The organism is Veronia nyctiphanis (genome assembly GCF_004116385.1).
Lineage (GTDB): Bacteria > Pseudomonadota > Gammaproteobacteria > Enterobacterales > Vibrionaceae > Veronia > Veronia nyctiphanis.
In genome coordinates this window covers 13,685-31,102 of the sequence record NZ_PEIB01000029.1, presented here as the reverse complement: position 1 = coordinate 31,102, position 17,418 = coordinate 13,685, and the positions used below count along the sequence as shown (strand labels likewise).

Genomic DNA, 17,418 nt, shown 5'->3' with positions numbered 1-17,418 from the left:
AATGACAAGATTTGGCATTGTGCAAATGAACTCGGGTGTTGATGCCGACGATAACCTCGATTGGCTCGAAGGACAACTTCGTACGCTCAGTGCGCAGGGCGCCAAGCTGGTGCTGACGCCGGAAAACTGTTTGGTCTTCGGCCAAAAAGAAGACTATGACAAATATGCCGAGGAGCTGGGACATGGTCCCAAGCAAAAGCAGTTCTCTCAACTGGCGTTTGAACTTTGCATTTGGCTGGTCATAGGCTCGTTCCCTATCCGCAATCATGATGGGACGCTTGCCAGTACCTGTTTGGTCTACGATGAGACTGGCAACCTGCGTGGCTCTTACGAAAAGATGCACATGTTTGATGTCGATATTGCGGATAAGCATCGTAGCTATCGGGAATCTGATACTTTCAGAGCGGGTTCAGGGATGGCACTTGTCGATACCCCGTTCGGTACGCTTGGCCTGTCCATCTGTTATGACATTCGTTTTCCTCAGTTATATTCAGCTCTTCGCGAGCAAGGTGCAGACATTATTCTTGTGCCTGCCGCTTTCACGAAGACGACAGGGCAGGCCCACTGGGAAGTATTGCTTCGTGCCAGAGCCATTGAGACCCAATGCTGGTTGCTGGCTGCTGCGCAAACGGGCGAACACAACGCCGGACGCGAAACCTGGGGTCATTCAATGATTGTTGACCCATGGGGACAGATAGTAGCGGGTTTGGACGATCAAACGGGTGTCGCAAGCGCTGACATTGATTTGTCGGCAAATGCAGCAATACGCAACAAAATGCCCGTGCTCCAACACGCCAAGTTGCAATGCGTTATGAAATAGCGCAGTCTCAAAGATAGAGCGTTTTTTGTCACCTGACCTCAACACCTCAGGTGACCTTCATATTATTGCGAAGAGCAAGGTTTAATGAGTCTCGAACACGTAGAACAAACCATGTTGCACCTGTCTGGTGTCAGCAAGGGACAAATAGAGCAAACGCTGGCCCACCTAACAGCGAGGGACATCGATTATGGCGATGTGTATTTTCAGTCTTGCTGGCATGAGTCGTTAATTCTTGAAGATAGCATCATTAAAGATGGCTCGTTTAATATCGATCGTGGGGTCGGAGTTCGTGCCATCACGGGTGAGAAAACGGGCTTTGCCTATTCTGATCAGATCAACGCTGATGCATTAATGCAAAGTGCGACGGCAGCACGAGGCATTGCGGCAAAAGGTGGTTCAGGTAAGGTGTCTGCTTTTGCCAGCCATCAATATCCCGCTATCTACCAAAGCACTGATCCTCTGAAGAGTATGTCCAAACAGGACAAGATTTCGCTGTTGAAAGAAATTGACACTTATATACGTGCCAAAGAGCCATTAGTGCAGGAAGTGTCGGTCAGTATCAGTGGCGTGTATGAGCAAGTGCTTATTGCGGCGACAGACGGCACGTACGCCGCCGACATCAGGCCTTTGGTACGTTTGTCCATCAGTGTGCTGGTGGAAAAAGAGGGACGACGCGAGCGTGGTGCCTCTGGCGGTGGCGGGCGCTTTGGTTATGCCCACTTTGTGTCAGAAGAAAACGGTAAATCGGTTGCCCTTAATTACGCTGATGAGGCAGTAAGACTGGCTTTGGTAAATCTTGCAGCACAAGGCGCGCCTGCGGGTACCATGCCTGTGGTCTTGGGTAATGGCTGGCCCGGCGTTCTGCTGCATGAAGCGGTTGGACACGGCCTCGAGGGGGATTTCAACCGTAAAGAGTCGTCTGTTTTCACCGGACAAATTGGTGAGTTGGTCACGTCGCCGCTTTGTACCATTGTGGATGACGGTACGCTGAGCGACCGAAGAGGGTCGCTGAATATTGATGATGAAGGTGTGCCGGGGCAATACAATACCCTGATTGAAAACGGCATTCTCAAAGGTTACATGCAGGACAAGCACAATGCGCATCTGATGGGCGTGAAGCCAACAGGCAATGGTCGTCGTGAGTCTTATGCGCACTTGCCAATGCCTCGCATGACCAATACCTATATGCTGGCAGGAGACAGTGTGCCAGAAGATATTATCAGCAGTGTTGAGTATGGTCTTTACTCACCGAGTCTGGGGGGCGGTCAAGTTGACATTACATCCGGCAAATTTGTGTTCTCAACCAGCGAAGCCTATTTGATTGAAAATGGTAAAGTGACGACGCCAGTGAAAGGGGCGACGTTGATTGGCAGTGGTATAGAAGCGATGCAACAGGTCTCTATGGTCGGTAACGACTTATCCCTAGACAGAGGCGTGGGTGTTTGTGGTAAGTCTGGGCAAAGCGTACCCGTAGGGTGGGGCAGCCGACGCTTAAGCTCGATGCCATGACAATTGGTGGTACCGAATAATAGCCTCACTTATCTCTTAGATGTGAAGAAAAAAAGCCAGCGATGCTGGCTTTTTTGTATCGAACGGCATATCGCGGTTTTAACCGAGATCATCACCCTTGAGCTCTTTCAGATACTGAAAAATCTCGCGGTACGCTTTGGGCGGCTTGTTCTGTGCTTTTTCTTTACTCGCCTGACGAGCCAACTGGCGAAGATATTGGCGTTCAGCGTCAGGATATAAAGCAATGACATCATTGATTGCACTGTCACCTTGTTCAACCACACGATCACGCAATTGCTCCAGCTTCTGAAGTTCAGCCGTTTGCTGAGAGTGTTTGTTGTTCAGCTTATCGAGTGCTGCTTGAATAGGTTCCGGATCACGGTTGCGCATAAGTTTCCCGATGAATTGCAACTGACGGCGTCTTGCTTCATTTTTAAAGCGTTGTGCATCGTCGATAGCATCGCGAAGGCTATCATCAAGTGGAAATTTATCCAGCACGCCCGGCTTTAGCTTAACCAGCTCCTCGCCCAGCTTTTGTAACTCTTCCATGTCACGCTTCATCTCGGTTTTACTGACCCAGATGATTTCCTCTTCTTCTTCCCAAGGTTCGCGTTTGTTCTTACGGCCCATACTGTATCCCGGGTTTGTTGTCTCAAATTGCAGTTATTTTACCAAGAATGCCGCCGCTTGGTGGCGTTTTTTGAACATTGTCAGTTATGGGAGTGTTATCCTTACAAGAACATCAAAACAACAGTGACTTATATGGACGCGAAACAACAGGTTTCTCAGCAGCGCTCTGAGTTGGAAGCGGCTGTCAGCCGTGCACTTGAACTGGCGGGAAAGAAGGCGGATGCCGCCGAAGTTGCCATTACTAAAACAACAGGCCTCAGTGTGTCGACGCGAATGTGTGAAGTCGAAAATGTTGAGTTCAACAGTGACGGTGCGTTAGGGATTACTGTGTATCGCGGACAGCGAAAAGGCAGTGCCTCGACGTCGGATTTGACGGAAGAGGCGATTGCGCAGACGGTTGAAGCCGCGCTTGATATTGCCAGTTACACCTCAGAAGACCCGTTTGCAGGGCCTGCGCCAAAAGAGTTGATGGCGTGGGAATACCCTGACTTAGATCTGTTCCACCCTGACGAACCGGAACCGGATCATGCCGCCAGCATCGCGATTGCCGCCGAGCGTGCCGCGCTTGAGCAGGATGATCGCATTAAGTTTAGTGACGGTGCGAGTTATGACAGCCATTACGGCGTGCGCGTTTACGCCAATAGCCATGGCATGATGGGGAGTTATGCTACCAGTCGACACAGCATCAGCTGCGTGGCCATTGCTGAAGACAATGGTGCGATGGAGCGTGACTACAGCTATACGGTTGCGCGTGATCACCGAGAGATGTGGACGCCGGAACGTGTTGGTATTGAAGCGGCAAAACGTACGCTTGGTCGCCTGAATCCACGTAAAGTCAGTACCTGCCAGGTGCCTGTGATGTTTTCTGCAGACATCGCGACGGGATTATTTGGACACCTTGTAATGGGGATCAGCGGTTCAAACCTGTACCGTAAGTCATCGTTTTTGTTGGATAAGCTGGGTGAGCAGATTTTCCCTGACTGGCTTTCCATCAACGAAAAACCACATATCATCAAAGGTATGGCAAGTGCGCCTTTTGACAGTGAAGGGCTCGTTACCCGTGATTTAGATATTATCAAAGCGGGGACTCTGGAAACCTATCTGGCAACTAGCTATGCTGCAAGAAAACTGAAGATGCAGCCAACAGGTCATGCTGGTGGTATACATAATTGGTTTGTCTCCAACACGGGTCAGTCTTTTGAGCAGATACTGAAAGAGCTAGGAACTGGGTTGTTGGTGACCGAACTCATGGGGCAAGGGGCCAATGTCGTCACTGGCGACTATTCGCGCGGTGCGTCAGGTTTCTGGGTTGAAAACGGTGAAATCCAATACCCGGTCAGTGAAATCACGATTGCAGGTAACTTGGTAGAGATGTACAAAAACATTGTGGCTATAGGTGCAGATACCGAGTTTCGTAGCCAGATCCAAACCGGGTCAGTGTTGATTGAGTCGATGAAGGTGGGTGGCGAATAAGCGCTTTTCTATTCACCAATCGATGAATGGAAAAAGGCCTGTATCGTTAACAGGCCTTTTTTATTGTCTATTATTGAGCGGGTTTCTTTGGAAAAGGTGTTAGACGAGAAAAACGGTTGCTAATCCAAGGAACACAGACAAGCCAATCATGTCCGTCACTGTGGTTAATGCCATGCCTCCAGCAAGGGCTGGGTCGATTTTCATCTTCTTGAGCATAATTGGAATAACCACCCCAGCGATACCAGCAACAATCAGGTTGGTCAGCATGGCTCCAGCAATGATTGCTCCGAGCAATATACTGCCTTTCCACCACACGACAACACCGCCGATAATTGCCGCCCACACAATACCATTGAGCAAACCGACTGCGGCCTCTTTCGTCAATAGCCAGCGGGTGTTGGACTCCCCAATATGGCCGACAGCGAGCCCTCTAATTACCAGCGCGACGGTCTGGTTACCAGCAACACCACCCATTGACGGTACAATTGTCATCAACACAGCAATCGCCGCCATTTTATCCAGTGTGCCCTCAAACAGGTTCGACACCGAGGCTGCAGCTAAGGCTGCCAACACATTCACGCCAAGCCAGATGCTTCGGCGGCGGGCAGATTTAAGGATGGGGGCGAAGGTATCTTCGTCGTCATCCATCCCCGCCATACTCATCATCGAGTGCTCTGCATCCTCACGGATGATGTCGACAACATCATCAATGGTGATACGGCCAACGAGCTTATTTTCTTCGTCAACAACCGGCGATGATAACCAGTCACGACGTTCAAATAGGCTTGCGACCTCGCTACCGTCCATGGTAACCGGGATGGCTTCATCCGGGTCATCCATGATGTCGAGGATCTCTGTGTCCGGCTGAGAAGTCACCAGTGAAGTAATGGATAAATGGCCGATCAAAGTGCTGTTTTGATCGACAACATACAGTGAGTCTGTTGCTTCAGGTAGTTCGCCGCGAATACGTAAATAGCGCAGTACGACGTCGACAGTGACGTCTGAGCGAATGGTTACCACATCGGTGCTCATGATCCCGCCAGCGGTTCCTTCAGGGTAGGCGAGTGCCTCTTGAACCCTTGCCCTGTCTTGCGAATCCATCTGGGCGAGCACGTCTCTTGATACGCCACGTGGCAGGCTTCGGAACAGGTAAGCAATATCATCACTTTCCATACCTTCAGCCGCGGCAGCGACTTGCTCGGGATCCATTTTGATCACAATGCCGTCTTTGACATCCTCGGAGAGTTCTTCGAGAATTTCCCCCTGAATTTCAGGATCAGTCAGCTGCCAAAGGACTTGACGCCCTTTGGGCGGTGAGGCCTCAAGAAGATAAGCAATGTCTTCGGGTTCCATGTCTTCGAGTATTCGTCGAACATGAACAAACATGCCGTTTTCTAACGCCTTATTGACGTCTTGCAGGATTTGATGTGTCTTATTTGGGCGATCGTTTTCGTAATGTTCTGCCATGTGATAACCCGCTTAACGGCTGAAACTAATGTGCAATGGTCTGAATTCTAACGCAATGGCAGGGTGCTGTCTTTCAGCAAATGGCTTATCAGTGGGATTAAAATGAGGTTGGTTAGTTTTCTTCGTCGAAGCCAGATTCAATCAGAAAAGTCACGGCATCAAAGGCCTCTTTTGCCTGGGGTCCATCGGCGGAGACTTCGATTTGTTCACCCTGGCTGGACTCCAACATCAACAGCCCCATCACGCTATCAGCTGTCGCGCATTTATCACCTTTGGTTAGGTGTATTGTGGCATCAAAACTTTGAGAAAGTTCAACTAATTTCATTGCAGCCCGGGCGTGAAGCCCTAATCGGTTCTTGATTAGGACGTGTTTGCTCAGTTCGGTCATACTTTTCCTTCCAGCGTCCGGTGTCTAATTTGCACTTGTTGTCCGGTACTCCCGAAATAATCTGCGAGATGTTGGGCGACATAGACAGAGCGGTGTTGCCCACCCGTACAGCCTATGGCAACGGTAAGATAACTGCGGTTATTGTTCTCTAACGCGGGTAACCAAAATTCTAAAAAGCTTTTGATTTGGGCGATCAGCATACTGACGTCAGACTCTGCGGCCAGATACAGTTTGACGTTTTCATCAAGGCCAGTCAGAGGACGAAGTGCGGGCTCCCAATGAGGGTTGGGAAGGAAGCGAACATCGTAGACAAAGTCTGCATCGGTCGGATCCCGTGTTTAAAGCCAAAGGATTCAAATACCATCACCAGATCTTTGGAATTCCTACCGAGAACTAAGCTGCGAATAGCTTCACTAAGATCATGTATGGAGTGCCCGGTGCTGTCGATGACCCTATCAGCCCGCTCTTTCAACGGTAGTAAAAGCTGTTTTTCCCGAACAATAGATTGCTCTAGCGTTAGGTTCTCTCTCGACAAGGGGTGCAGACGCCGCGTTTCACTGTAGCGTTTTATTAGCTCTTTTTCTTCCGCATCAAGGAAAAACAGATCAACATCAATCGAGGATGGTAAGGCTGACAGTACCTTGGTAATTTCTGAGGGATCTTCCGGCATATTGCGGATATCAATACTTACCGCAACTTGGCTAATGGTTTTAGGTTGTACCTTGATGAATTCAGGCAGCAATGTGACGGGGAGGTTGTCGACACAATAGTAACCCTGGTCTTCCAGTACTCTCAGTGCAACGGATTTTCCAGCACCTGAGCACCCACTGACAATTTTCAACTCCATGAAATAAATCCTTCTTATCGGGTCACTGAGTCATGATACTGAACAGTTCCTGATCGGATTTTGCACAGCGGAGTTGACGGGTTAATGTTTTATCACTGAATTTTTTAGCAATCAGTGACAAGGTGGCCAGATGGACTTTGCACAAGTCGTCAGGAACGAAGAGTGCGAAAAGAAGGTCAACCGGCTGGTTATCAATCGCATCAAACTTAATGGGCTCGGCACATTGTACAAAAACGCCAACGGCACGTTTGCTATTAAAAATACGACCATGGGGAATGGCGATACCATTACCTATGCCCGTAGTGCCCATTTTCTCGCGATTCAGAAGACATTCGAACAGCTCTTTTGGCTCTTCGTTTAATTCCTTAGCAGCAAGTTGGCTGATGAGTTCGAGTATCCGTTTCTTACTAGAACAAAGGACTGCACTTTTCGTGCAGTCCAATGTCAGTACATCTTTAATATCCATGCTTCTCAGTGGCTGTTTAATTTATTTTTGTGTTTGTTGAGTTGTTTAACCAATTTGTCGGTTAAGGCGTCGATGGCAGCGTACATGTCTTCAGAATTCGCTCGGGCATGAATTTCACCATTATTAACATGTAGCGTCGCTTCTGCTATTTGTTGGATTTTTTCGACGTTCAACACAACGTGAACATTGTTGATGCGATCAAAGAAACGCTCTAACTTATCAAACTTTGTCGTCACATAGTCTCGCATTGATGGAGTGATATCAACATGGTGACCGGTGAGATTGATTTGCATAAACATCTTCCTTCTGTTGATAGCCCGACGTTAAATCAGGCGCTTTCGCTGATTTGACGGAGCAATACCTAGCGACTCGCGATACTTTGCAATCGTTCGTCGCGCTACCTGTATGCCTTGTTCCGCCAACAATGTCGCTATCTTGCTGTCGCTCAATGGCTTTGCCGGATTTTCGGCAGCAACAAGTTTCTTGACCAGCGCACGTATAGCCGTCGAACTACATTCACCACCGTTGTCGGTACTGACGTGACTGGAGAAGAAAAATTTAAGCTCAAAGATGCCCCGGGGTGTGTGCATAAACTTCTGCGTTGTGACCCGGGAGATGGTTGATTCATGCATATCTACGGCAAGGGCAATGTCATTCAGCACCATTGGCTTCATGGCTTCCTCGCCGTATTCGAAGAAGTCCTGCTGATGCTCAACGATACAGCGAGCAACTTTCAACAGGGTGTCATTTCGGCTTTCTAAACTCTTGATGAGCCACTTTGCATCCTGAAGGTGACTACGAATAAACTGGCTGTCAGCCGGGCTACAGCCGTTTTTCGATAGTGCGGCGTACTGCTCGTTGACTTTTAACCTCGGGGCGCTGTCAGGGTTTATCTGAACAACCCATTTACCGCGGTCTTTGAACACCAACACATCGGGAATGACATATTCCGCTTCATTGGTCACGATCAGATTACCCGGTCGAGGCTCCAAGCTGTGGATGAGGTTCATCACCTCTTTCAGCTCAGGCTCTTTCATGCGGGTTTCTTTCATGATCTGCCGATAATCACGGTTGGCCAACAAGTTCATGTGTTCGGCCAGTACGTGTTTGGCTTCACCAAGCCATGGCGTGTCTTCTGTGAAGGCGGCAAGCTGGATAAGCAGGCATTCTTGAAGTGAGCGTGAAGCGACACCGAGAGGATCGAACTGTTGAACCCGTTTAAGTACGGCCTCCACTTCGTCCAACTCGACGTCTTCACTCCCCATGCTCTCAAGGATATCCTCGGCTGAAACCGTGAGGTAGCCTTTGTCGTCGACTGCATCAATGATGGCGGTGGCAATGGCAAGGTCGGTTTCAGAGAAGGGAGTGAGTTGAAGTTGCCATTCGAGGTAATTTTGTAGAGATTCGGTGGTTTCACCTTGGTAAACAGGGGCATCGTCGCTGACAGAAACGCCCGTGTTACCGGAACTGGCGGTGTAGACATCATCCCAGGTAGTGTCGACAGGCAGATCTTCGGGCATTTCGTCTTTGCCCATTGCGTCTGAGCTGTCAAGGCTATCACTGTCAGTGGTGGCTGTTTTTTCATTGTCAGCCGACGTGTCATCGATGCTTTCATCGGACACATCATTGTTCTCATCTTGTTCCAACAACGGATTAGAATCGAGTGCTTCCTGAATCTCTTGCTGCAAATCTAGTGTCGACAACTGCAGGAGACGAATAGCCTGCTGCAATTGCGGCGTCATAGCAAGTTGTTGACCAAGCTTGAGTTGAAGCGTGGGTTTCATAGTAATAGTGGCACCTTTTTACAATCTCATCGCCATAGCGGGTCGGAGACAGCCTCTGCCAGTCTCTTATAACTATAGTCTGAACTGGTCACCAAGATAGACGCGCTTGACGTGCTCGTCACTGAGCACTTCTTCAGGTGTGCCATCTGCAATCAAATGGCCTTGGCTGACGATGTATGCATGCTCGCAGACACTGAGTGTCTCGCGAACGTTATGGTCTGTGATGAGTACACCCAAACCTCTGTCGCGCAAATGTTCAATGATTTTTTTTATGTCTATCACTGAAATGGGATCGACGCCAGCAAACGGTTCATCCAATAAAATGAACTTGGGGTTGGCTGCTAACGCGCGAGCAATTTCGACTCGTCGACGCTCACCCCCCGATAGTGCCATACCCATGCTGCTACGTATGTGCTGTATATTAAACTCTTCGAGCAAATCTTCGGCTTTGTCTTGCCTTTGCTCTTTTGTCAGGTCGTTGCGAGTTTGTAGTACGGCCATCAGATTGTCATAGACACTGAGCTTTCTAAAAATAGAGGCTTCCTGAGGTAAGTATCCGATACCCATCCTAGAGCGATTATGCATTGGCTGGATACTGATGTCTTCACCATCAATGGCTATCACGCCCTCGTCACGTGCAACCAACCCCACGATCATGTAAAAGGACGTTGTTTTTCCCGCACCGTTAGGGCCCAGTAAGCCGACAATCTGTCCGGATTTCACTTCGAGGCTGACGTTGGTGACAACCTTTCTGCCGCTGTAGGTTTTCGCTAAGTTTTTCGCTGATAAAATGGCCATTCGGTCTTACTTCTTCGGGCTGGACTGAGGCGGCAGTGTGGTGGTTGAACGGCCTGCAAACACCTGTTCTTTGGTGATGTTATAGGTGATGGTATTACTCTCGACGCGGCTTCCACCTTGATGCTCAACAACGGCATCATCATTGAGTTTCAATAAACCGTTTGCGACATCATAATGGAGCTTTAGTGCTTTACCGTTTACTTTTTGTCCATCGTCCAATATCAATTCAAAGGTCACAGGTGTGCCGATAGCATCAATAAATTCATATTGTTGACCTTCACCTTCTTTTACCTGTTGGATGCGCTTGGCATCTACTTTATTGGCGAAAAGTCGGATGGTGCCTTGATTGATGTATACCTTATCAGTGAATACTGCGAGACCTGTTTTCAAGTCGAGAAACTGGCTTTCAGCATCAATGAGAATGGGTTGCTGCATGTCGGTACTTTTTGCCTGAGCGGTTTGGCTGCCCAAAACAAGGAGTAAACTAACGATTACTGAATGTAGTCGGTTCATATCTGCTCTTTACATTACCTATCAGATCTATGCTGTAAGATCCAAAGTTGCCTTTGGCACTGGCTGCCTCTGTTTGGAAGCCATTACCAATAATTTCTATCGCATCTTGGGTCCAGAAGTCTTGTTTTGCCAAATCAAGCGTCAGTGATTCGGTCGACACCACTTTGATTTTTGCATCTGGCAAAAGATTGAAGATCCTGACCCGCCCCGTCATCTCGAGCAGCGTTTTGTCTTTCAATACCGCAAAGTTTGCGCTGATTCTCCATTCTTCATCTGCTCCGTCTTTGTAAGTCCAAAGAACCGGCTCATTAAAATGGGTTTCGCCCAGTTTGCTGTAATACTCAAGTGATGAAGACTGGATTGAGTAGCTGCGTATCCCACTCGCATCATAACTGGTTGATTTAACTTTTTCTCCAGCAAAGAGTGGTTTTTCGGCATTCGGCTCGACTTGCTGTGGCTGATACGCAATGTGTGTGTTGTAAAGGTAGTAACCTAACCCGCTGCAAATCACCAGCAGAACCAGCGTGGCGAAACGCTGCAGCGTCATATACTCAATCCTTTGTGAAGGCCCATTTCACCACGTGCTTCTAACATTAAGTCACAGACTTCTCTGACGGCACCATGCCGCCGGCGATTCGGGTGATCCAATCCGCTTTTTGCGCTAATAAAGGATGTCCGTCTTTGACACAGATTGATAAGCCGACCTGTTTCATGACTTCCCAGTCAATCAGGTCATCGCCGACATAAGCTGTTTGCTCAGCCGGAACAGAAAGTGACGACAACAATACCTGATAAGCTTTGTCTTTATCGTCTTGCCCCTGATAAACATGCTGGATTCCGAGCGCATTCATTCTCCGTGCGACAATTTCTGACTGACGGCCGGTGATAATAGCTACTTCAATACCTGCACTCATGAGGGTCTTAATGCCGTAACCATCACGGGTATGGAAGGTTTTGAGTTCTTCGCCCGCGTTGCCCATGTAGATTCTGCCATCGGAGAAAACGCCGTCGACATCGCAGACAAGAAGCTTTATCTCTTTTGCTTTGTTGTAGATTTTCTCGGGAACTGGCCCGTAAAGTGTATTTATTTCGACGTTTTCTTCTGTGTTCATTTACACCACACCCGCTTTGACGAGGCCGTAGAGGTTTAGCGCACCTATAAGCTTTTTGCCATCAATGACCAGTAAGCCATTAATTTTTTTATCTTCCATCAGTTTTAGCCCTTCAGCGGCGAGCATCTCAGCACTGACAGTTGTCGGAGAACTGCCCATTACATCACCGATGGCTGTTGTATGTAAGTCAACTTTGCGCTCAATTAAACGTCTTAAATCACCATCGGTGAAAATACCCATGAGGTTTTGCTGATTATCAACAATGGCCGTCATACCGAGGCACTTTTGGGTCATCTCCACGAGCGCTTCGGTAACGGTGGCTTGTTGCTTTACCATAGGTAAATCATCACCACTGTGCATGACATCAGAGATATGCAGCAAGAGCTTTCTGCCTAGTGCTCCTCCGGGATGAGAGAGCGCGAAATCATCTGCGGTAAAGCCTCTGGCCTGCATCAAGGCAACTGCGATGGCATCACCCATCACTAATGTGGCTGTGGTACTTGATGTTGGCGCCAGTCCAATCGGACAAGCCTCTTTGCCCACTTTAATGCAAAGGTGCGCTTTGGCCAGCTGCGCCATGGTTGAGGAGGGGTTTCCGGTTATCGAAACCAGTTGGATGCCTCTTCGTTTCACCACTGGTAGCAGCGTGAGGATTTCAGATGCTTCACCGGAATTTGATATTGCCAGTACGACATCGCCGGGTTCTATCATTCCGAGATCGCCATGACTGGCTTCTCCGGGGTGCACAAAAAAAGCAGGCGTCCCAGTACTTGCCAGTGTTGCCGCTATTTTGTTACCAATGTGCCCCGACTTGCCCATGCCCATAACCACGACTTTGCCTTGGCAGTCAAGGATCAACTGGCAGGCGAGGGCAAAGGAGTCATCCACGTATTGCTCCAGTAGCCTAACTGCTTCTAGCTCTGTGGTTACGACGCGTTTCCCTGCACCGATAAAGTCAAAACCTGCCATGTAACTAACCTTATTGGATCATCGTGTAGAAAAGATAGCTCTGGTAGCTGATAAAGCAGGCTAACAGGAATGTTCCCTGGAATCTGCCAATTTTGCGGCCTTTACCAATCGCAAATACAAACAAAATAAGTGTCAGTGCCATCATGACAATGTAGTCCCGATTTATGGCGGAAGGTCAATCATCGACGGATTTAATAAGCCTGGAATACCCATTACTGCGAGTATATTGAATATGTTTGAACCGATGATGTTGCCGACAGCGAGGTCATCTTCACCTTTTAAAACACCAGCCACAGAAGCGGCAAGTTCTGGCAAACTGGTGCCGACAGCAACGATAGTCAATCCGATAACCAAATCGCTCATACCAAATGCTTTGGCGATGGTTGTTGCGCCCTCAACGACCATGCTTGCACTGCCTATCAGCAGAACGAGCCCTATCACTACCCAAAATGCGGCTTTACGGCTGGATACACCTTCAGGGATTTCCGCTTCTTGTTCAGCAAGCGCCGGGTCAGTTTCTCCGCTGGCACGACCAATATTCATCATCGCGATAAGAAAAACGACAAACATACCTGCCAAAATAAGGCCTTCATGGAATGCTAATTTGAGATCCCAAAGCACTGCACCAGCAACAACGCTGATGACAAGGAGTAGAGGCAACTCACGTCGAACGATGTCTGAGCTGATGAGAAGAGGCTTAATAAGTGCCGTCATCCCCAGAATAAGTGCAATATTGGCAATATTCGAACCAATGACGTTACCTACAGCGGTATCGGTTTGATCTTTTAACGCTGCCGTCGCTGAAACGACCATTTCGGGTGCTGAACTTCCCATAGCAAGGATTGTCATACCGATGACAAGCGGCGATATGCCGACGTTCCTGGCTATCGCCGCGGCACCGAAAACCAGTCTGTCAGCACTCCATACCAACAAAGCCAAGCCGACGACGAGAAGGGCTGTCGCTTCAATCATTAATATTCCTTTCTTAATCTAGGGACGTTGAAAGCAGCAATTTTGACGGGTAATGGATTAAATGTGAAGAAAAAGCGATACGGGAACCACAATTGATTCAGACTTTCAGTCGCAACAAGCGTAAAAATAAGCTTATGGTGCTCTAGCAAAAACAGATTCTATGGGGCGACATGAGGTGATTTTTCGTAAAGAGGCTTGCGCGAAAATCACAAGTTTTGATTAAGTCAGGTGCAACAAAATTTAAAATCAACCACATACCATGATTGCCATCATATATGAGGAACGATTACTATCACTGGCTTACTTGTACATTCTCGATTTTTATTTAAAGAAGGCTCGCGATGAATTCGGAACATTTGGTTGAAATTAAAGGCCTTACGTTCTCAAGGGGCGACAGGAAAATATTCGATGATGTCAGCCTAAACGTTCCTAAAGGGAAGGTGACGGCGATAATGGGCCCATCCGGAATAGGGAAAACGACGCTTCTCAAGCTGATGGCGGGGCAGTTGTCGCCGGAAGCCGGTGAAATCAATTTTGGTGGCCACAATATTCCTGCTCTGGGGCGTCAGAAACTCTATGAAGTGCGCAAGCGCATGAGCATGTTGTTCCAGTCGGGGGCCTTATTCACTGATATGACGGTATTTGATAATGTCGCCTTCCCGTTGCGAGAACACACTGATTTGCCTGAAAACATAATTCGTACAGTGGTTCTTCTCAAACTCGAAGCGGTCGGTCTTCGTGGTGCATCAGCGCTGATGCCCAGCAGCCTCTCTGGTGGTATGGCGAGGCGCGCCGCGCTTGCCCGCTCGATTGCGCTTGATCCCGAGCTTATCATGTATGACGAGCCCTTTGCGGGACAAGACCCCATTACCATGGGTGTCTTAGTCAGTTTGATTCGTAACCTCAATCAGGCACTTGGCCTAACATCGGTTGTCGTCTCTCATGATGTTACCGAAGTGATGGGCATTGCCGACCACGTATATATTCTGGTCAACGGCAAGATACTCGCGTCAGGTTCCCCCGCTTCGTTGCGCGAAAACCCCGATCCTCAAATAGCCCAATTCCTCAATGGTGTTGCCGATGGTCCGGTACCTTTCAGGTATCCCGCTCAGGAAATTGATACGGAGCTCTTTTCATAATGATTAGAATGATTCAGGAGCTGGGCTCGCGTGTGATGTCAGTCTCTCAGACTATCGGGCGTGCTACCTTTGTGTTGTTTGGTGCCATCTTTGGTAAACCGCAACCAAAGAAAATGTTCCCTTTACTGATCACCCAATTGAACGCAATAGGTGTTCGTTCACTTGCCATTATTGTCGTTTCTGGCCTTTTCATAGGTATGGTATTGAGCCTTCAAGGCTACCTTGTTCTCACGGGGTTTGGCGCCGAAACCAGCCTCGGCAGATGGTTGCACTATCACTGCTTCGTGAACTTGGACCTGTGGTTACGGCACTGCTCTTTGCTGGTCGAGCGGGATCCGCGTTAACAGCTGAAATTGGCTTAATGAAGGCAACAGAGCAGCTATCAAGTCTAGAGATGATGGCTGTAGACCCGCTCAGACGAGTAATAGCACCGAGGTTTTGGGCTGGTGTTATCTCTATGCCGCTACTCACAATGATATTTATCGCTGTGGGCATCTGGGGCGGACAGCTCGTCGGCGTTGACTGGAAAGGTATTGATTACGGTAGCTATTGGGCACTGATGCAGTCTTCTGTCGAGCTTGGCTACGACATCGGTAATTCCTTCATTAAAAGCCTCGCATTTGCCGTCACGGTTACTTGGATAGCACTATTTAATGGTTATGATTCGGTTCCAACCTCTGAAGGGATCAGTCAGGCTACCACACGCACAGTTGTGCATTCGTCACTGGCCGTATTAGGTCTTGATTTTGTCCTTACAGCCTTGATGTTTGGGAGTTAAAAAATGCAACAAACAAGAAAAACAGAATTTTGGGTTGGGACGTTTGTATTGGCTGGTTTAATGGCCATCCTCGTACTGATCTTTCAGGTCGCTGATGTAAAAAGCTTGACCAAAAGCGACACCTACACCATATCTGCACACTTTGAAAATGTGGGTGGTTTGAAGGTACGTTCCCCTGTGAAAATTGGTGGTGTTGTCGTCGGAAGAGTGAAAGACATTACATTGACGGCACCTGACTACTTGCCGACGGTAGTGATGGAAATCGACGAGACATATGGTCACTTCCCAGAGACCAGCTCCGCAGCTATTTTGACAGCAGGCCTTCTTGGCGAGCAATACATAGGCATTCGTCCGGGCTTTGTTGATGATGATATTGCGTTGCTTCAGGACGGTGATTTACTGGAAGAGACCCGCTCAGCGATTGTGTTGGAAGACCTTATTGGACAGGTTTTATTCAGTCTCGGTGACAAAAAGGAGTGAAAACAATGATCAAGAAACTCTCAGGCGTTATCCTGCTCGCTGTTTTAGGTACTGCCCCTAGTTTTAGTGTGCTCGCGACAGGCACACAAACAGGCACTGTGGCGAAAGCCGATATTGATGCGACCAACCCCTATACATTGATCAATCAGGTATCACACAACGCATTTGCACGCATTAAGAAAGATCATCAGACCTTTCAGCAAAACCCAGAGCTTTTGCGTGCCGTCGCGGAAGAAGAGCTGTTGCCACATATCAATGTGAAATATGCCGCTTATAAAGTGCTGGGTAGAGAAGCAAACAAAGCAACCAAAGCGCAACGCGATCAATTTGTTAAGGCATTCACAGATTATCTCATTGCTGCATACGCTCAGATCATGACCCAATATACTAATCAAGAAATTAATGTTGAATCGCCGTCACCGATTGATCCTAAACGTAAGGTTGTAGGTGTCAGGGTAGAGATTCTTGATTCAGCGCGCCCTCCAATCCGGCTTGATTTTAAACTGAGAAAGAACAGTAAGAGCGGTGAATGGCAAGGCTATGATGTGGATGTTGAAGGCGTCAGCATGCTGAACACCAAGCAGAGTGAGTGGAGTACTCAATTACGTAAAAATGGTATTCTTGCCGTCGCCAATCAGCTGGAAGAGCTCGCTAAGCAGCCTATTTCAGCCAAAGAGGCGATAAAGTGATGAAGCCTCTGGAGCTTGTCAAAAAGGAAGATGGTTCGTACTTTTTAATAGGTGAACTAGACCGAAATACAGTTCCTGCGTTTTGGCAACAACGCGCTTCTTGGTTGCCAGATCAGCAAAACGTGAATTTGAACCTTTCTCAATTAAAGCGGGTTGATTCTGCGGGAATGGCGATGCTTTTGCATTTGAAAAATGAATTGAACAATAACCGACAGCAACTTGTGTTGCTGGGGGTTCCGGAACAGCTGAAGGTGCTGCTGACACTGAGTAATGTTGATGCAATCCTCAATAACGATGCTGTTGCGTAAGACGAGGAAATACAGTGGAAACTACAGAAATTAAGTCGATCCTTGAAGCTGCGCTGTCGTTGGATGAAATCCATGTCAAGGGTGAAGGAAGTCACTTTGAAGTGATCGCGGTGGATGATATGTTCGATGGCATGTCCCGTGTCAAAAAGCAGCAAACAATTTATGCCCCTCTTATGGAACATATCCGCACCAATGCCATTCATGCTCTGAGCATCAAGGCCATGACACCCGCAGAATGGGCGCGTGACAAGAAACTGATGCAGCCAATGTAAGAGG

17 protein-coding genes and 5 pseudogenes are annotated in these 17,418 nt (G+C 48.3%); 9 read left to right on the top strand and 13 right to left on the bottom strand.

What is annotated here, in order from left to right:
• Position 1 precedes the first annotated feature (1 nt).
• Both CS022_RS18700 and tldD read left to right on the top strand, forming a co-directional pair.
• Positions 2–820 carry a carbon-nitrogen hydrolase family protein gene (locus CS022_RS18700; RefSeq protein WP_129123536.1) on the top strand — a complete coding sequence of 273 codons (819 nt, stop codon included), beginning with the start codon at positions 2–4 and terminating at the stop codon, positions 818–820.
• Between the two features lie 84 nt (positions 821–904).
• Positions 905–2,349 (top strand): annotated as a pseudogene (gene tldD / locus CS022_RS18695) (metalloprotease TldD).
• A 79-nt stretch (positions 2,350–2,428) separates the two neighbouring features.
• On the opposite strand, the gene yjgA reads toward tldD, so the two are convergent.
• Entirely contained in the window at positions 2,429–2,959 is a 531-nt protein-coding gene (gene yjgA, locus CS022_RS18690) for a ribosome biogenesis factor YjgA (protein WP_129123535.1), read from the bottom strand.
• A 132-nt stretch (positions 2,960–3,091) separates the two neighbouring features.
• Here yjgA and pmbA point away from each other — a divergent pair, with 132 nt between their 5' ends.
• Positions 3,092–4,432 (top strand): metalloprotease PmbA, encoded by a 1,341-nt coding sequence (gene pmbA, locus CS022_RS18685; protein WP_129123534.1) that lies wholly within the window; start codon positions 3,092–3,094, stop codon positions 4,430–4,432.
• 99 nt (positions 4,433–4,531) lie between these two features.
• Here the strand turns inward: pmbA and mgtE are convergent, their stop codons facing one another.
• The 12 genes and pseudogenes from mgtE to CS022_RS18625 all read right to left on the bottom strand — a co-directional run bounded on the left by mgtE (position 4,532) and on the right by CS022_RS18625 (position 13,748).
• Entirely contained in the window at positions 4,532–5,899 is a 1,368-nt protein-coding gene (gene mgtE / locus CS022_RS18680) for a magnesium transporter (protein ID WP_129123533.1), read from the bottom strand.
• A gap of 112 nt (positions 5,900–6,011) precedes the next feature.
• Positions 6,012–6,287, bottom strand: coding sequence for an HPr family phosphocarrier protein (locus CS022_RS18675; protein WP_129123532.1), 276 nt, complete (start codon positions 6,285–6,287; stop codon positions 6,012–6,014).
• Positions 6,284–7,134 (bottom strand): annotated as a pseudogene (gene rapZ / locus CS022_RS18670) (RNase adapter RapZ). Before rapZ ends, CS022_RS18675 begins: the two are co-directional and overlap by 4 nt.
• A gap of 22 nt (positions 7,135–7,156) precedes the next feature.
• Positions 7,157–7,600 (bottom strand): PTS IIA-like nitrogen regulatory protein PtsN, encoded by a 444-nt coding sequence (gene ptsN / locus CS022_RS18665; protein ID WP_129123531.1) that lies wholly within the window; start codon positions 7,598–7,600, stop codon positions 7,157–7,159.
• A gap of 5 nt (positions 7,601–7,605) precedes the next feature.
• Positions 7,606–7,893, bottom strand: a complete 288-nt coding sequence (hpf, locus tag CS022_RS18660; protein WP_068900836.1) for a ribosome hibernation promoting factor — start codon at positions 7,891–7,893, stop codon at positions 7,606–7,608.
• Between the two features lie 30 nt (positions 7,894–7,923).
• The gene (locus CS022_RS18655; RefSeq protein ID WP_129123530.1) at positions 7,924–9,384 is read right to left on the bottom strand and encodes an RNA polymerase factor sigma-54; all 1,461 of its coding nucleotides are present in this window, start codon (positions 9,382–9,384) and stop codon (positions 7,924–7,926) included.
• 72 nt (positions 9,385–9,456) lie between these two features.
• Complete coding sequence (lptB, locus tag CS022_RS18650; RefSeq protein WP_129123529.1) at positions 9,457–10,182, bottom strand: LPS export ABC transporter ATP-binding protein; 726 nt, start codon at positions 10,180–10,182, stop codon at positions 9,457–9,459.
• A gap of 6 nt (positions 10,183–10,188) precedes the next feature.
• A complete protein-coding gene (lptA, locus tag CS022_RS18645; RefSeq protein ID WP_129123528.1) occupies positions 10,189–10,695 on the bottom strand; it encodes a lipopolysaccharide transport periplasmic protein LptA in 507 nt (168 codons plus the stop codon).
• A complete protein-coding gene (gene lptC / locus CS022_RS18640; RefSeq protein WP_129123527.1) occupies positions 10,667–11,242 on the bottom strand; it encodes an LPS export ABC transporter periplasmic protein LptC in 576 nt (191 codons plus the stop codon). Before lptC ends, lptA begins: the two co-directional genes overlap by 29 nt.
• Positions 11,239–11,807: pseudogene (gene kdsC / locus CS022_RS18635) on the bottom strand (3-deoxy-manno-octulosonate-8-phosphatase KdsC). Before kdsC ends, lptC begins: the two are co-directional and overlap by 4 nt.
• Positions 11,808–12,776 carry a KpsF/GutQ family sugar-phosphate isomerase gene (locus CS022_RS18630; protein ID WP_129123526.1) on the bottom strand — a complete coding sequence of 323 codons (969 nt, stop codon included), beginning with the start codon at positions 12,774–12,776 and terminating at the stop codon, positions 11,808–11,810. It lies immediately after the preceding pseudogene.
• 10 nt (positions 12,777–12,786) lie between these two features.
• A pseudogene (locus CS022_RS18625) lies at positions 12,787–13,748 on the bottom strand (calcium/sodium antiporter).
• 341 nt (positions 13,749–14,089) lie between these two features.
• Here CS022_RS18625 and mlaF point away from each other — a divergent pair.
• The 6 genes and pseudogenes from mlaF to ibaG all read left to right on the top strand — a co-directional run bounded on the left by mlaF (position 14,090) and on the right by ibaG (position 17,414).
• Positions 14,090–14,887 (top strand): phospholipid ABC transporter ATP-binding protein MlaF, encoded by a 798-nt coding sequence (mlaF, locus tag CS022_RS18620; protein ID WP_129123525.1) that lies wholly within the window; start codon positions 14,090–14,092, stop codon positions 14,885–14,887.
• Positions 14,887–15,665 (top strand): annotated as a pseudogene (gene mlaE, locus CS022_RS18615) (lipid asymmetry maintenance ABC transporter permease subunit MlaE). The gene mlaF and the pseudogene mlaE overlap by 1 nt, the downstream one beginning before the upstream one ends.
• Before the next feature lie 3 nt (positions 15,666–15,668).
• Complete coding sequence (gene mlaD / locus CS022_RS18610; protein ID WP_129123524.1) at positions 15,669–16,145, top strand: outer membrane lipid asymmetry maintenance protein MlaD; 477 nt, start codon at positions 15,669–15,671, stop codon at positions 16,143–16,145.
• A gap of 8 nt (positions 16,146–16,153) precedes the next feature.
• Positions 16,154–16,834: a phospholipid-binding protein MlaC gene (gene mlaC / locus CS022_RS18605; RefSeq protein ID WP_408057264.1), complete on the top strand. Its 681-nt coding sequence runs from the start codon at positions 16,154–16,156 to the stop codon at positions 16,832–16,834.
• The gene (locus CS022_RS18600) at positions 16,834–17,142 is read left to right on the top strand and encodes an STAS domain-containing protein (protein ID WP_129123561.1); all 309 of its coding nucleotides are present in this window, start codon (positions 16,834–16,836) and stop codon (positions 17,140–17,142) included. The genes mlaC and CS022_RS18600 overlap by 1 nt, the downstream gene beginning before the upstream one ends.
• A gap of 14 nt (positions 17,143–17,156) precedes the next feature.
• Positions 17,157–17,414 carry a BolA family iron metabolism protein IbaG gene (gene ibaG / locus CS022_RS18595; RefSeq protein ID WP_129123522.1) on the top strand — a complete coding sequence of 86 codons (258 nt, stop codon included), beginning with the start codon at positions 17,157–17,159 and terminating at the stop codon, positions 17,412–17,414.
• Positions 17,415–17,418 lie beyond the last annotated feature (4 nt).